Genomic DNA, 15055 nt, shown 5'->3' on the forward strand with positions numbered 1-15055 from the left:
CTGCCCGCCCGGATCGGGGGTATGCGAAACATCGCCCGTCGGGGGCGCTCGCGGGAATGACGTTGACGGAGTGTCGGTCGAACCGTTCAGCTGGGGGCCATATGACGACTCCACCCACCAGCCCCGCGCTCGACGCGCTCGACGGCCTCTCCGTCGGCGACGCCTTCGGCGCCCAGTTCTTCGTCCCCGCCACCGCCGCCGCCCACTTCGCCGACCGCACCGACCCGCCCGGCCCCTGGCCGTGGACCGACGACACCGAGATGGCCTGCTCGGTGTACGCGGCGCACACCGAACGCGGCACGATCGACACCGTCGACCTCACCCAGGCGTTCGCCCTGCGCCACGACTTCGACCGGGGCTACGGCCCGGCCGCCAACCGCCTGCTGCGGCTGGTCCGCGAGGGCGGCGACGCCCGGGTCCTGGCGGCCGAACTCTTCGACGGCCAGGGCTCGTACGGCAACGGCGCCGCGATGCGGGTGGCCCCGCTGGGGGCGGCGTGCGCCGGGGACCTGGACGAGGTCGTCCGGCTGGCCGCCGAGACGGCGGTGATCACGCACACCCACCCGCAGGCGGTGGACGGCGCCATCGCGGTCGCGGTGGCCGCCGCGTTCGCGGTGCGGGCGCGGACCGAGACCATGACGCCGAGCGGCTTCCTGACCAAGGTCCGGCACTACACCCCGAGCGGCGCCGTCCACGACGCTCTGGCCGAGGCGGCCGCCCTGCTCGCCGAGCCGGATCCGTCGGTGGCCGCACGGGTGCTCGGCAACGGCAGCCGGACGTCCGCCGCCGACACCGTCCCGTACGCCCTGTGGTGCGCCGCCCGCCGGCTGGCCGACTACCCGGCCGCCGTCCGCGAGGCGGTCGCGGCCGGCGGGGACATGGACACCGTCGCGGCGATCACCGGGGGAGTGGTCGCCGCGTACACCGGTACCCGGGGCATCCCGGCGGCCTGGCTGGCGGCCCGCGAGTCGCTGCCGGCCTGGGCGTTCCCGGAGCCCGGGTCGGTCACCGGCGGCCGGGGCCGCGCCGACATGCTGGTCCCGCGCCCGCACCCGGTTCCGGACGTGATGTGGACGGAGGAGCAGTGGCAGCGGATCCGGACCGGCCCGGATCCGGCGGCGCTGGACCACCGGTGGTCCGTCCACACCCGGGAGGGCGCCGTCCGGATCTGCCACTCCCGCAGCGGCCACGCCGTCTGGGAGGTGGCCGTCGCCTCGGCGCGCAGCGGCCGGCGCCCGGTCTCGGCGGTCGTCGAGGCGAGCCGCAACCGCTGGATGGCCCTGCCGGGCGAGCAGCACGGCACGGCGCTGCTCGCCTGGATCCTGGCGACCGCCGCCACCGGCGAACGGGCGCCGCTCAGGCCGTGATCAGGTGCCCGGGACCGCCGCCGTGTCTAAGGCACTCCTGGTTGATCTCCGGATCCGGGGCGCTGGGCGAGGTGGCGGCGGCGATCCGCAGCTCGATGATGTCGCGCACCGCGGGCCACTCGGAGTCGAGGATCGAGTAGAACGCGGTGGAGCGCACCACGCCGTCGAGCCCGCGCGAGTGGGCCCGGCGGACGCCCTCGGAGGTGGCGCCGAGCCGCTCGATGGCGGTGCACGAGCGCTGGTTGCGGGCGTCGGCGCGCAGCGAGATCCGCTGCACCCCCCACTCCTCGAAGGCGTGGCGCAGCATCAGCAGCTTGGCCTCGGTGTTGATGCCGGTGCCCTGGGCGCGCGGCGAGAGCCAGCTGTTGCCGATCTCGGCGGCGTCCGGGACGGCCGTGGCCGGGTCGCCGACCGGCACCCCGGGCACCGGTGGCCAGACCACCGGGCCCTGCCAGTAGTCGAGTTCCAGGAACCGGGTGGAGCCGACCACCCGGCCGTCGGCGAGGTTCACCGTCGCGAACGGCAGTGACCGTCCCGCGGCCTGGTCGGCGAGGGCACGCGCGATGTAGTCGCGGGCCGCCTCCAGGCCGTGCGGGACGGGCGTGAAGGCGTAGGTCGTACGGTCCTCGGCGCCGGCCTTGGCGATGGCCTCGGCATGGTGCGCGGCGAGGGGCTCCAGCCGCACGGTGCGGCCGGTGAGGATGACAGGTACGGGCACGGAACCTTCGGTCCTTCATCGGTCGGAGGGTGCCTCCCGTGCCGGGGTGCGGCTCGGGCTGCGCTGGACGTTCGCCCCGGTCCGGAGTCCGCCCGCCGGGTACCCGTGCACGCCGGAGGACCGGTCGGGCGGGGCGGGGGCGGCGGCCCGGAGCGGGCGGCGCGGTGCCGGAACGGACACGGATCCTCGGACCGGTCCGGCGGGATGAGCGAGGGGACAGTGTGCGTCCGCGAAATGGCCGAGGAGGAAACGAGAGCGCGAAGGGAAGCAGGCGGCCAGGTGAAGGCAAGATGCGTCGTGGGTGGCTGGCCGAACACCGGTCCGGGACGTGGTCGACGGCGTTACGGACGACGTGACGACGACGCGACGATGCGAGGCAGCGAGAGGACGATACCCGCCAGAAGGCGGTGCGTCACTTCGCGGCACGCGAATGGCGGTGCGGGCCTCCACCGCACGCCCCCGGCCGGGCCGTTGAACACCCGTGACCAGGGGCTTTCCCCCCGGGTGCGATCATGATCCGGAGCGGTCGGCGGAGGCCGCCGGGCGCGCCTTCCCGGGCGGGCGGGAATTCCGGCGGTGCCCGGCACGCTGGAGAGGACGAGAAGCCGGTACGTCGTGACGAGTAGAGAACGGGGTTGGGTGCGCGGTGCGTGACTTCCAGGCGCTGTACGAGCTGGATCAGCAGGGCGTGGCCGCGGTGGCGGCGGCCAACGTGGAGCTGCGCGACACCGGTGCGGGCCTCGTGCTGCTCCAGCACTTCGAGGGCTTCATGGACGCCGGCGAGGCCGGCGGCCAGGTGGTGGCCCACCTCCTGGAGACGGGCTCGCCGCAGGTGGTGGCCCGCTTCGACCACGACCGCCTGGTCGACTACCGGGCGCGCCGCCCCGCGATGGTCTTCGACCGCGACCAGTGGACGTCCTACGAGCCGCCGGAGATCCTGCTCCAGCTCGTCCGCGACTCCGCGGGCGCGCCGTTCCTGCTGCTCACCGGCCCCGAGCCGGACGTCGAGTGGGAGCGCTTCGCCGGCGCCGTCCGCGAGCTGGTGGAGCGCTTCGAGGTCCGGCTGTCGGTGGACTTCCACGGCATCCCGATGGGCGTGCCGCACACCCGCCCGGTCGGTCTGACCCCGCACGGCAACCGGCTGGACCTGGCGGCCGGCTACCCGCAGTGGTTCGAGCAGGCGCAGGTCCCGGGCAGTGCCCAGGCGCTGCTGGAGTACCGCCTGGCCGAGGCCGGGCACGACGTGCTGGGCTTCGCCGTGCACGTCCCGCACTACGTGGCGCGCTCGGCCTACCCGGCCGCCGCCGTGCTGATCCTGGAGGCGGTGCAGTCCGCCACCGGCCTGGTGCTGCCCGGCAACCGGCTGCGCGAGCGGGTCGGCGAGGTGTACGCCGACATCGAGGAGCAGCTGGCGCACGGGGACGGCGAGTTGCGCTCGGCCATCCGCGGCATGGAGGGCCAGTACGACGCGGTGGCGGGCGCGGAGGGCCGGGAGAGCCTGCTGGCCGAGCCGGTGGACCTGCCGTCGGCGGACGAGCTGGGGCGGCGCTTCGAACAGTTCCTGGCCGAGCACGAGCGCGGCGCGGAGTAGGCCCGGAGCAGGCCCGGCGGGGCCGGATCAGCCCGGTCCGTCATCAGCGGCCGGGAGTCGCGGGAGTCATTCGGTGGCGCCGTTCGTTGGTTCTTGCGGCGTCGGGGGACGCGCCGCCGTAGGAGCTGTCCGCGACGCCTATCCCCGGGGGGATGCCATGCGCACGACCACGCGCGCGACCATGTCCAGGACCATGCGCCCGACCGCCGCCCTGACGGCCGGGCTGGCCGCACTCCTGCTCGCCGGGTGCACCGGTGCGGGAGGGGCGGACGGCGGTTCGGGCTTCGCGGGCGCGCTGCCCGCCAAGAGCCCGAAGCCCACCCCGCCGCCCACCGGCCCGTACGTGGCCCTCGGCGACTCGTACACCGCCGGCCTGAAGATCGCCCCGCAGGTGGGCGAGCCGAGGGGCTGCTCCCGCTCGGGGGCCAGCTACCCGTCCCTGGTGGCGAAGGGGCTCGGGCTGGCGGCCGACAAGTTCCAGGACGTCAGCTGCAGTGGCGCCCGCACCGGGGACCTCACCGGCGCCCAGGAGACCGACCACGGCACCAACCCGCCCCAGCTGGACGCGCTGACCCCGGCCACCCGGCTGGTGACGGTCGGCATCGGCGGCAACGACGCGGGCTTCATGGAGGTCGTCAAGGAGTGCGCCAAGGAGAACCTGGTGGACGCGGTGAAGGGCATGGTCGGCGCCACGCGCGCGGCCTCGCCCTGCCGCGAGCACTACGCCTCCGGCGGCACCGACCAGGTGCAGCGCAAGGTCGACGCGGCCGGTGAGCAGCTCGGCCGGATCCTGCAGGACATCAAGCACCGCTCCCCGCAGGCCCGGGTGTACGTGGTCGGGTACCCGACGCTGCTGCCGTCCGACCCGGAGACCTGCCGGCAGGTGCTGGGAAAGACGGTCGCCGGGGGAGACCTGGGCTTCCTCTCGGAGAAGGAGCAGCAGCTCAACGGCATGTTGAAGAAGCGCGCGGAGGGCGCCGGCGCGGTGTTCGTGGACGCGGCCACCCCCTCGGCCGGGCACGACATGTGCGCGGGCGAGGCCACCCGCTGGGTCGAGCCGCCGTTCCCGGCCCCGGGTCTGGCGGCGATCCACCCCAACGCCAAGGGGCAGGAGGCGGTGGCCGCCGCCGTCCTGAAGGCCGTCCGCGGCTGAGCCCGAGGGCGAGGCCGAGGGCGAAGGCGGCAGGCCGGGGCGGACACCAGCGCGTACCGCAGGATTCACGCCCCGGCCCGCGCCCCTTCGCGCGCGGCTCACCCCGGGTGTCGGGGGCGCGGCGTACGGTGAGGAGCATATGGATGACACCGCGAACCGCCTCGCCGCCACCCCGTTCCCGTACGACCGCACCGACGAGGCCCGCTGGGTCCCCGAACCGGACAAGCGCCCCGGCCGTACGGCCTTCCAGCGCGACCGCGCCCGGGTGCTGCATTCGGCGGCGCTGCGGCGGCTGGCCGGCATCACCCAGGTGGTCGCCCCGATGCGCAACGACTTCCCCCGCACCCGGCTCACCCACTCCCTCGAATGCGCTCAGGTCGGGCGGGAGTTGGGAGCGGCCCTGGGCTGCGACCCGGACCTCGTCGAGGCCGGCTGTCTGGCCCACGACATCGGCCACCCGCCGTTCGGCCACACCGGCGAGGAGGCGCTCGACCAGGCCGCCGAGGCCTGCGGCGGCTTCGAGGGCAACGCGCAGTCGCTGCGCATCCTCACCCGGCTCGAACCCAAGCGCTTCGCCCCGCCGGGCGAGCAGCCCGCCGCCCGGCTGGCCCCCTGGCCCGGCCGCAGCGTCGGCCTCAACCTGACCCGCGCCGCCCTCGACGCCGCCACCAAGTACCCGTGGACCCGCGGCGCGCACCCGGTCGACCCGACCTCGCCCAAGTACGGCGTCTACGCCGACGACCTGCCGGTGTTCCGCTGGCTGCGGGCCGGTTCCCCGGCCGGGCGCAAGTGCTTCGAGGCCACCGTCATGGACTGGTCCGACGACGTCGCCTACTCCACCCATGACGTCGAGGACGGCCTCCAGGCCGGCCACATCGACCCGGCCGCGCTGCGCGCGCCGAGCGAGCGGGCCGAGCTCTTCAAGGTCGCCGAGCGCTACGCCCCGGACGCCGAGCCGGCGGAGCTGGCCGCCGCCCTCGACCGGCTGCTCGGCCAGGACTGGTGGCCCCGCGAGTACGACGGCACGGCCCGCGCCCGGGCCGGGCTGAAGGACCTCACCAGCCAGCTGATCGGCCGCTTCTGCCTGGCCGCCGAGCAGGCCACCCGGGCCCGCTACGGCCCCGGCCGACTCACCCGGTACACGGCCGAGCTGGTGGTGCCGCGCGGTGTCCGGCTGGAGTGCGCGGTACTCAAGGCGGTCGCCGTCCGCTTCGTGATGCAGCGCGACGAGCAGGCCCAGCTGCGGGCCCGCCAGCGGATCGTGATCGCCGAGCTGGCGTACGTGCTCGCCCAGCGCGCCCCCGAGGGCCTGGACCCGGTGTTCGCCGCGCTCTACCGCGAGGCCGAGGACGACCGCGCCGCCCTGCGGGCGGTCATCGACCAGATCGCCACCCTCACCGACGCCTCCGCACTCGCCCTGCACGCCCGGCTCGTCGGCGCCGCCTGGACCTGACCCGGCCGGTCCGCTGCGCGGCCGGTCCGCCCCGGGTCCGCCGCTGGCTCGCCGCGACCGGCCGGCCGGAAACCCCGGCCACCCCAGTAGACTTCCGGGGTGGCCGGGCGGATCAGGGACGAAGACGTACAGGCGGTGCGCAGCGCACTGCCGATCGACGCGGTGGTCGGCGACTACGTTCAGCTGACCAACGGTGGCGGCGGCGAGTACAAGGGCGTCTGCCCCTTCCACGACGAGAAGTCCGCCTCCTTCTACGTGAACCCCGCCAAGGGCGTCTTCCACTGCTTCGGCTGCCAGGAGAACGGCGACACCATCGCCTTCCTGATGAAGATCGAGCACTTCACCTTCGCCGAGGCCGTCGAGCGGATGGCCGCCCAGGCCGGCATCACCCTGCGCTACGAGGAGGGCGGCTACAACCCCCGCCACCAGCAGGGCGAGCGGACCCGCCTGGTCGAGGCGCACAAGGTCGCCGCCGCCTACTACCAGGAGCAGCTGGCCGGGCCGGAGGCCGAGATCGGCCGCCGCTTCCTGGCCGAGCGCGGCTTCGACGAGGAGGCCGCCCGGACCTTCGGCGTCGGCTACGCGCCGGTGGGCTGGGAGCACCTGGTCCGCTACCTGCGCGGCAAGGGCTTCTCCGACAAGGAGATCCTGCTCGGCGGCCTGGCCTCGCAGGGCCAGCGCGGCGGTCTGATCGACCGCTTCCGGGGCCGGCTGGTCTGGCCGATCCGGGACATCGCGGGCGAGGTGGTCGGCTTCGGGGCCCGCCGCCTGCGCGAGGACGACAACGGCCCGAAGTACCTGAACACGCCCGAGACGCCGATCTACAAGAAGTCGCACGTGCTGTACGGCATCGACCTGGCGAAGAAGGAGATCGCCAAGTCGGGCCGCGCGGTGGTGGTCGAGGGCTACACCGATGTGATGGCCTGCCACCTGGCCGGGGTCACCTCGGCGGTGGCCACCTGCGGCACGGCCTTCGCCGAGGACCACATCAAGATCATCCGCCGGCTGCTGATGGACACCTCGCAGTACCGCGGCGAGACGGTCTTCACCTTCGACGGCGACGCGGCCGGCCAGAAGGCCGCCCTGCGGGCCTTCGAGGACGACCAGAAGTTCGCCGCCAAGACCTCCATCGCGGTCAGCCCGGGCGGCATGGACCCGTGCGAGCTGCGCCTGGCCCAGGGCGACGAGGCGGTCAAGCAGCTGATCGACAACCCCGTCCCGCTGTTCGAGTTCGCGCTGACCTCGGTGGTGGCCCGGCACCGGGTGGACACCCCGGAGGGGCGGTCGGCGGCGCTGGAGGAGGCGGCCCCGATCGTCGCCAAGATCAAGGACCGCTCGATCCAGCACGAGTACGCCGTCCGCCTGGCCGGCATGCTCGGCATCCTGGACGAGCCCTTCGTCGTCCGCCGGGTCTCCCAGCTGGCCCGCTGGGACCGCGAGCGCCAGCAGAACCCCAGGGGCGCCGACCGCGGCCGCCGCCCCGAGCCCGCGCCGGTGCGACCGGCCCAGCCCGCCTTCCGGCTCAACCCGCGCGACCCGGCCCAGTTCGTCGAGCGGGAGCTGCTCAAACTGGCGCTCCAGCACCCGGACCTGGTCAGCCCGGCCTTCGACCACTACGGCGACGACGAGTTCCCCACCCTGCCCTACACCGCCGTCCGGCAGGCCGTCGCCAAGGCCGGCGGCGCCGCGTACGGGGCGACGCTGCCGGACTTCACCAGCGCGGTGCGCGAGGCGGCCCCGGACGACCAGGTGCGTTCGCTGGTGACCGAGCTGACCGTCGAGCCGGTGCGCTCGCGCCGGAAGGTGGACGCGATCTACGCGGGGGAGTTCCTGGTCAAGCTGCGCCTGCTGGCGGTGGACCGGCGGATCGCCGAGGTGCGCGGCTACCTGCAGCGGCTCGGCCACCGGGCCGACGCCGAGCAGTTGCACGCGGTGCAGACCGAGCTGTGGCAGCTCCAGCAGTACGGCCAGCAGCTCCGCAGCCGGGGCGCCGCGGCCCTGTAGGCGCGGGCGGGCCGGCGGGAACGAGCGGCCCGGCAGGAACAGCGGAGAAAGTCCGCGCACGAGTCTCGGCCACGGAGCGTGGCGTACCGCACACTGGAGGGCGTCCCACCTCCGTCCAGCGCGGGTCCGCCAGAGTCGCGCCCGCCCCGAGGGATGCCCGTGGACCAAGGCCTTGCCGCGACCTCCGGTGCGCCCGCCGCACCGACCACCACCAGTACCCGACCGAACCCCGGCGGCCCGACCGGGGAGCAGGAGACGGACCACGGCCGGGCCGGGGCCGCGCCCCCGGACGGCGCCCGGGTCCCCGCCCAGGGCCTGCCGGAGGGGCACCCCGAGAGCCCGGAGCCGGACCTCGACGGCGAGGCGCCCGGGCTCGACGGCGAGGCCCCGGAGTCCGGCGGCGAGTCCCCCGGCGGCGAGTCCCCCGACGGCGAGTCCCCCGACGGTGGGGACGGGGAGGAGTCCCGCCCGCAGGCCGAGGGCGGCGCCGGACCGGCGGCGGACCTGCTCCGCCAGTACCTGCGCGAGATCGGCCGGGTCCGGCTGCTCACCGCCGTCGAGGAGGTGGAGCTGGCCCGCCGGGTCGAGGCCGGCCTGTTCGCCGAGGACCGGCTGAACGGCGACCCGCCGCCGCCCGACCACCTGGCCCGCGAACTGGACACCCTGGTGGTGCTGGGCCGGATCGCCAAGCGCCGGCTGATCGAGGCGAACCTGCGCCTGGTGGTGTCCGTCGCCAAACGCTACGTGGGCCGTGGGCTGACCCTGCTGGACCTGATCCAGGAGGGCAACCTGGGCCTGATCCGGGCGGTGGAGAAGTTCGACTACGCCCGCGGCTACAAGTTCTCCACGTACGCCACCTGGTGGATCCGGCAGGCGATGAGCCGGGCGCTGGCCGACCAGGCCCGGACGATCCGGGTGCCGGTGCACGTGGTCGAGCTGATCAACCGGGTGGTCCGGGTGCAGCGCGCCCTGTTGCAGCGACGCGGCCTGGAACCGACCGCGGCCGAGATCGCCGCCGCCCTGGAGCTGACCGAGGAGCGGGTGCGCGAACTGCTCCGGCTGGCCCAGGAGCCGATCTCGCTGCACACCCCGGTCGGCGAGGAGGACGACGTGGCGCTCGGCGACCTGATCGAGGACGCCGACGCCGCCTCACCCGCGGAGTCCGCCACCTTCCTGCTGCTGCGCCAGCACCTGGACGCGGTCCTGGCCACCCTGGGCGAGCGGGAGCGCCAGGTCGTCCAGCTCCGCTACGGGCTGGACGACGGCCGTCCGCGCACGCTGGAGGAGATCGGCACGGTGTTCGGCGTGACCCGGGAGCGGATCCGCCAGATCGAGTCGAAGACGCTGATCAAGCTCCGCGACCACGCCTTCGCGGCGCAGCTGCGCGGGTACCTCGACTAAGACCGACCGGCGCCTACGGCGAGGGCTGCGCGGTGGTCGGCTGGGCGGGGGACGGCTGCGCGGTGGCCGCCGAGCCCGTGCCGGTGCCCGGGGGCGGTGAGGCGGGGCCGATCGGGATCGGGGTGGAGGCCACCACGGCGGCCAGGTCGGAGACGGTCGGGGTGCAGACGTGCCCGGCCGGCTGGTACCCGCAGACCTGGAAGGTGGTGGCCGGGTCCGCCGCGTCCAGCATCGACGAGTAGTTGTCGTAGCCCCAGTGGATGAGCGCCGTCTCGCTCTCGCCGGAGCCGTCGGTGATGGTCGCGTAGTCCTTCGGCTGGCCCTCGGTGATCGCCGCCCAGGCCGCCTGGCAGGTCTGGCTGTACCGGAGGTAGACGACCACCTTGCCGATGACGTCGGTCTGCAGGGTCCGGGCGTCCTTGCCGCAGCCGGTGGCCTTGGGATCCTTGTGCGCGCAGCCGACGGCCTGGCAGATGGGGGTGGCCGGGACGGGCTTGGCCTCGGTGGCGGTCGGCGCGGCGGTCGGGACGGGCTCGGCGACGGCCTCCGGCTGCTCCTGGTGCCGGGTGATCCGCAGGCCGACGAGCACCAGCAGGGTCACCAGCAGGGCGGCGCCGACCGGCAGCGTCGCCGGGTGCCGCCGCCACGCCACCGGCGGCCTCCCGGCGTCGCCGGGCCGGTCGGTCCCGCCCAACAGGTCCGGCTGGTCCGGCTGGTCGGCCGCGGGCTCCTGCGCGGAGGGCCCTTCCGCCGGGGGCTCCGCGGCCGCCGCGTCCTCCTCGGGAGCCTCGGCCGGGACGGACTCGCCGTCCTCCCCGGGCGTCGCCACGGCCTGCTCCCACAGCGCCCGCAGGGCGGCCCGGTCGCAGTCCACCGCCCCCGCCAGCGCCTCCAGCGCCTGCTCGGTGATGACCCGCTTGCCGTTGAGCCAGCGCTCCCAGGAGGCCCGGCTGTAGTGCGTCCGGGCGGCCAGCTCGGACAGCGAGAGTCCGGCCGCGTCCTTGATGGTCCGGAGTTCCTCGGCCAGACGTCTGGCGGGTTCGGACAGCTCTTCGGGCAGGTTCTTCCAGGCGGAACCCATGGGGCCTTCCAACGATGCGAGACGGACACGGGGAACGGGGAACGCGGAACGGGCTCCGGCCTGCGGCGTCCGGGTGTCTCCGCTTCTCCAAACTCATCGGCCTGGCGTCCCAAACCCCAGGTCATGGCGCTGAGACGGACGGAAGTGTCTCACAACCCCCGGGAACGCTCGAACCCGCACGCGTTCGTCGTGCACAGTTCTCTGGTCGGTGTGGTTCGCCACCCGGCGGCGTCGTTCGGACCCGGACCGGTCACCGGTCCGAAGTCCGGCATCCACGTCCCGATTCCCCCACCGGCCGGGGCAGCCTCGCGGGGGGAGGCTGCCCCGGTTCGTCCGGGACGCACGGTGGGGAGGGCGCTTCGCTGCTCTCCCCACCGTGATCACGTCCCGGTGGCCGTCAGTGGTGGAAGCCCGACCGGGCCGGAATCCCGAGCTCCTTGAGCGGGCCGGGCTGGCGCCGCAGCTCCGGCATGATCCGGGTGAGGTCGGTCAGTAGCAGGTCGGCGAGGTCCCGGGAGAAGCCGTTGCGGCAGACCACCCGGAGCACCGACAGGTCCGTCCGGTTCGGGGGGAAGGTGTAGGCGGGCACCTGCCAGCCGCGCTCGCGCAGCCGCCGCGAGACGTCGAACACGTCGAACGGCACGTCGTCGGTGGTGGTGAAGGCGAAGACCGGCAGTTGGTCGCCGCGGGTCAGCAGCCGGAAGCCGCCCAACCGCCCGATCGCCCCGGACAGGTGGGTGGCGACCTCGCGGCAGGCGCCCTGGACGGCCCGGAAGCCGTCCCGGCCGAGCCGCAGGAAGACGTAGTACTGCGCCACCACCTCGGCTCCGGGGCGGGAGAAGTTGAGCGCGAAGGTCGGCATCTCGCCGCCGAGGTAGTTGACCCGGAAGACCAGTTCCTCCGGCAGCGCCTCCTGGTCGCGCCACAGGGCCCAGCCGACGCCGGGGTAGACCAGGCCGTACTTGTGCCCGGAGCTGTTGATCGAGGCCACCCGGGGGAGGCGGAAGTCCCAGACCAGCCCGGGGTCGAGGAAGGGGGCCACCATGCCGCCGGAGGCGCCGTCCACGTGCACCGGGATGTCGAGGCCGGTGCGTTGCTGGAACCCGTCCAGGGCCGCGCAGATCTCCGCGATCGGCTCGTAGGAGCCGTCGAAGGTGGAGCCGAGCACGCCGACCACGCCGATGGTGTTCTCGTCGCACAGCGCGACCGCCCGCTCGGCGTCGAGGTGGAAGCGCTCGCCCTCCATCGGCGCGGTGCGGGCCTCGACCTCCCAGAAGGTGCAGAACTTCTCCCAGCACACCTGCACGTTGCCGCCCATCACCAGGTTGGGCCGGGCCCCGGCCGGGTAGCGGTCGGCGTTGCGGCGCATCCAGCGGCGCTTGAGCGCCAGGCCGGCCAGCATGCAGGCCTCGCTGGAGCCGGTGGTGGAGCAGCCGACCGCGCTGCCCGGGTCGGGGGCGTGCCAGAGGTCGGCGAGGATCGCCACGCAGCGCCGTTCCAGCTCGGCGGTCTGCGGGTACTCGTCCTTGTCGATCATGTTCTTGTCCAGGCACTCGGTCATCAGCCGGGTGGCCTGCGCCTCCATCGAGGTGGTGACGAAGGTCGCCAGGTTGAGCCTGGCGTTGCCGTCGAGCATCAGCTCGTCGTGGATCAGCTGGTACGCGGTGTCGGCCGTGACGGGCCCCGAGCCGAGCCGGTGCAGCGGCGGCGCCAGCTCCATCGTGCCCAGCGGGTCGGCGGCGCCCATGAACGGACTGATGCTCAGCCGGCGGTCGTCGCCGGCCCCCTTGTGCAGCGCCATGGGATCCTGCCGCCCTTCACGCCGGTGGCCGTGTCCCGTCCCACGCTGCCACCGGCCGCCGGGTGACGCATCTTCACCGGGCGGTTCGGGCCGGGCGTCAGGCCGCCGTCTCCGGGTGGATCTGCTCGCGGGCGGCGCGGTACTGCTGACGCACCGCCGAACCGATCGCCAGGTCCTGTTCCCCCTCGGGCTCGACGGTCTCGGCGTCCGGCAGCTCCCACGCCGGCGGCTCCGGGGTGCCGGCCAGCGCCCAGGCGGCCTGCCGGGCGGCCCCGCGGGCGGCGTGGGCGCCCGGCGGCGGCACCACGACCGGGACGCCGAACAGCGGGGGAGCGATGTGCCGGACGGCGGGCAGCCGCCCGGCCGCGCCGAGCAGGAACACCCGCCGCACCGCGACGCCCTGGGCGCGCAGCACGTCGAGGGCGTCCGCGATGTTGCACAGCATGCCCTCGACGGCGGCCCGGGCCAGGTGCTGCGGCGTCATCGACTCGGCCCGCAGGCCGGTCAGGGTGCCGGCCGCGTGCGGCAGGGCCGGCGTCCGCTCGCCGTCGAGGTAGGGGAGGAGCACCAGCCCGTACGCGCCGGGGGAGGAGTGCAGGGCGAGGTCGCTCAGGCCGTCCAGGTCCCGGCCGAGCATCGCCGCGGTGGAGCGGAGCACCTGGGCGGCGTTGAGGGTGGCGACCATCGGCAGGTGGCGGCCGCCGGCGTCGGCGAAGGAGGAGACCAGCCCGGTGGCGTCCACCACGGCCCGCTCGTGCACCGCGAAGATCGTTCCGGCGCTGCCGAGCGAGACCACCGCGTCGCCGGGGCGCAGTCCGAGGCCGAGCGCGGCGGCCATGTTGTCGCCGGTGCCGGCCGAGATCAGCAGGCCCTCGGGGGTGTGCCCGGCGGGTTCGGCAGGGCCGAGCACCTCGGGCAGCCTCAGTTGATGGCCGAGTGCCAGCTCGACCAGGTCCTGCCGGTACTCGCCGGTGATCGGCGACCAGTAGCCGGTGCCGGAGGCGTCGCCCCGGTCGGTGGTGCGGCGCTTGGGGTGGCCGAGCAGCTGCCAGATCAGCCAGTCGTGCGGCAGCAGCACCTCGGCCACCCGGCGGGCGTTGGCCGGTTCGAACTCGGCCAGCCAGCGCAGCTTGGCGATGGTGTAGGTCGGGGCGGGGACGGCGCCGATCGCGGCGGTCCAGGCGGCCGGGCCGCCGAGCTCGTCCAGCAGTTTGGCGGCGGCGCCGCCGGAGCGCGGGTCGTTCCAGAGGATCGCCGGCCGGACCAGCACCCCGCCCGCGTCCAGGCCGATCATGCCGTGCTGCTGCGCGCTGACGCCGATGGCGCGGACGCCCTCCAGCAGGCCGCCGGCCGCGGCGTCGCCGAGCGAGTGCAGCCAGATCTGCGGGTCGGCCTCGCCGAGGCGGGTGGCCGGGTCCTCGGGGACGGGGTGCGGCGCCTTTCCGGAGCGCAGGACGGCGCCGGTGTCGGTGTCGCACGCGACGATCCGGGTGCGGTTGGTCGAGCTGTCTATCCCCGCGACGATGGCCATGTCGAGATCATGCCTCAGCCCGGCCCGGGACGCGTCCGGGCCGGGTGAGGTGTTGCCCGTTCGGAACGCTGCCCAGGGCCCCGGTACACCCTGGCGTCACCGCCCCGTCACGGACGGAAGGTACCCCAGCCGTCGTCCTCGGCGCGGGAGCGGTTGAAGTACGGCACCCGCTCGGTGACGGCGTTCGGCAACCGGCCCCCGACCTTGTCCGCGACGGCGTCGGCGGCCTTCCCGGCGACCGCGCCGGCCTGGTGCCTGGCCCGGTCCGCCGCACCCTGCACCGTGGGGTTCTGGGCGATCTGCCGGGTGACCTTCGCGATCTGGTCGTAGCGCCGGCGCCCGGCCCGGGAGCCCAGGACGTACCCGGCCGCGAACCCCGCGGCCATCGACAGCTTCCACATGATCGGATCCACCCTCTCCTGGCGGCCTTCTGCCGCAATGCCCTACCCGTCCGTCGGGACGGCGAACCGTCCGTGCCCCCAGCATCCCCGGACGCCGTGCCGGGCGCTCGCCGGGCACGCCGGGCGGGCGCCCCGGCGGCCACCCGGCGAAACGATTGGCGGACCACCCCCCCGAGTGCGCTAATGTATGTCCCGCAGCGAGCGCCGAGGAGCCCGGGGAACCGGGGGCCGAAGCGGAAGCCGATCCCCCATAGCTCAATTGGCAGAGCAGCCGACTGTTAATCGGCAGGTTATTGGTTCGAGTCCAATTGGGGGAGCTCGGGAGAGGACTTGCAAGAGTGCTCCTCCCTTCCGTGGTACGGAAGTTGGGTACCGCGATCCCGCATAGCTCAATTGGCAGAGCAGCCGGCTGTTAACCGGCAGGTTTTTGGTTCGAGTCCAAATGCGGGAGCTGCATCGGGTCCGCCCGGTGACTGCTCAGAGCGAGGGCCCCTCGGATGACCGGGGGGCCTTCGTGTTGCCGTGCCCGCTGTCGCGTCCGTCACGTCTCCCGG

At 74.4% G+C, this 15055-nt stretch carries 11 protein-coding genes and 2 tRNA genes; 8 read left to right on the forward strand and 5 right to left on the reverse strand.

What is annotated here, in order from left to right:
* Nucleotides 1-101 precede the first annotated feature (101 nt).
* A complete protein-coding gene (locus ACIO5E_RS00800; RefSeq protein ID WP_400661907.1) occupies nt 102-1367 on the forward strand; it encodes an ADP-ribosylglycohydrolase family protein in 1266 nt (421 codons plus the stop codon).
* Here the strand turns inward: ACIO5E_RS00800 and ACIO5E_RS00805 are convergent.
* Complete coding sequence (locus ACIO5E_RS00805) at nt 1357-2085, reverse strand: GNAT family N-acetyltransferase (protein WP_400661910.1); 729 nt, start codon at nt 2083-2085, stop codon at nt 1357-1359. The genes ACIO5E_RS00800 and ACIO5E_RS00805 overlap by 11 nt on opposite strands.
* A gap of 646 nt (nt 2086-2731) precedes the next feature.
* Between ACIO5E_RS00805 and ACIO5E_RS00810 the strand changes: the two genes are divergently transcribed.
* From ACIO5E_RS00810 to ACIO5E_RS00830, 5 genes are all read left to right on the forward strand, one after another.
* Nucleotides 2732-3676: a PAC2 family protein gene (locus tag ACIO5E_RS00810; protein ID WP_280676924.1), complete on the forward strand. Its 945-nt coding sequence runs from the start codon at nt 2732-2734 to the stop codon at nt 3674-3676.
* A gap of 157 nt (nt 3677-3833) precedes the next feature.
* On the forward strand, nt 3834-4829 hold the full coding sequence (locus tag ACIO5E_RS00815) for an SGNH/GDSL hydrolase family protein (protein WP_400661913.1): 996 nt from the start codon (nt 3834-3836) through the stop codon (nt 4827-4829).
* 139 nt (nt 4830-4968) lie between these two features.
* Complete coding sequence (locus ACIO5E_RS00820; protein ID WP_400661915.1) at nt 4969-6282, forward strand: deoxyguanosinetriphosphate triphosphohydrolase; 1314 nt, start codon at nt 4969-4971, stop codon at nt 6280-6282.
* Nucleotides 6283-6381: 99 nt separating this feature from the next.
* Complete coding sequence (dnaG, locus tag ACIO5E_RS00825) at nt 6382-8286, forward strand: DNA primase (protein ID WP_400661918.1); 1905 nt, start codon at nt 6382-6384, stop codon at nt 8284-8286.
* Between the two features lie 78 nt (nt 8287-8364).
* On the forward strand, nt 8365-9687 hold the full coding sequence (locus tag ACIO5E_RS00830) for a sigma-70 family RNA polymerase sigma factor (protein WP_400661921.1): 1323 nt from the start codon (nt 8365-8367) through the stop codon (nt 9685-9687).
* Between the two features lie 13 nt (nt 9688-9700).
* Here the strand turns inward: ACIO5E_RS00830 and ACIO5E_RS00835 are convergent, their stop codons facing one another.
* The 4 genes from ACIO5E_RS00835 to ACIO5E_RS00850 form a co-directional block, all read right to left on the reverse strand.
* A complete protein-coding gene (locus tag ACIO5E_RS00835; RefSeq protein WP_400661923.1) occupies nt 9701-10768 on the reverse strand; it encodes a DUF2690 domain-containing protein in 1068 nt (355 codons plus the stop codon).
* Between the two features lie 397 nt (nt 10769-11165).
* Entirely contained in the window at nt 11166-12569 is a 1404-nt protein-coding gene (locus ACIO5E_RS00840; protein WP_400661926.1) for a glutamate decarboxylase, read from the reverse strand.
* Nucleotides 12570-12666: 97 nt separating this feature from the next.
* Entirely contained in the window at nt 12667-14100 is a 1434-nt protein-coding gene (locus ACIO5E_RS00845; RefSeq protein ID WP_400661929.1) for an FGGY family carbohydrate kinase, read from the reverse strand.
* 107 nt (nt 14101-14207) lie between these two features.
* Nucleotides 14208-14513 (reverse strand): hypothetical protein, encoded by a 306-nt coding sequence (locus ACIO5E_RS00850; protein WP_280676908.1) that lies wholly within the window; start codon nt 14511-14513, stop codon nt 14208-14210.
* Between the two features lie 232 nt (nt 14514-14745).
* Between ACIO5E_RS00850 and ACIO5E_RS00855 the strand changes: the two genes are divergently transcribed.
* A tRNA-Asn gene (locus ACIO5E_RS00855) sits at nt 14746-14818 on the forward strand.
* A 61-nt stretch (nt 14819-14879) separates the two neighbouring features.
* A tRNA-Asn gene (locus ACIO5E_RS00860) sits at nt 14880-14952 on the forward strand.
* Nucleotides 14953-15055 lie beyond the last annotated feature (103 nt).

This window comes from Kitasatospora sp. NPDC087314, from assembly GCF_044744365.1.
GTDB lineage: Bacteria > Actinomycetota > Actinomycetes > Streptomycetales > Streptomycetaceae > Kitasatospora.

What these genes read in the sequence shown, in the direction of transcription:
- ACIO5E_RS00840 (WP_400661926.1), bottom strand. Translation starts at nt 12,569, where the DNA reads ATGGCGCTGCACAAGGGGGCCGGCGACGACCGCCGGCTGAGCATCAGT.
- ACIO5E_RS00800 (WP_400661907.1), top strand. Translation starts at nt 102, where the DNA reads ATGACGACTCCACCCACCAGCCCCGCGCTCGACGCGCTCGACGGCCTC.
- ACIO5E_RS00835 (WP_400661923.1), bottom strand. Translation starts at nt 10,768, where the DNA reads ATGGGTTCCGCCTGGAAGAACCTGCCCGAAGAGCTGTCCGAACCCGCC.
- ACIO5E_RS00845 (WP_400661929.1), bottom strand. Translation starts at nt 14,100, where the DNA reads ATGGCCATCGTCGCGGGGATAGACAGCTCGACCAACCGCACCCGGATC.
- ACIO5E_RS00820 (WP_400661915.1), top strand. Translation starts at nt 4,969, where the DNA reads ATGGATGACACCGCGAACCGCCTCGCCGCCACCCCGTTCCCGTACGAC.
- ACIO5E_RS00815 (WP_400661913.1), top strand. Translation starts at nt 3,834, where the DNA reads ATGCGCACGACCACGCGCGCGACCATGTCCAGGACCATGCGCCCGACC.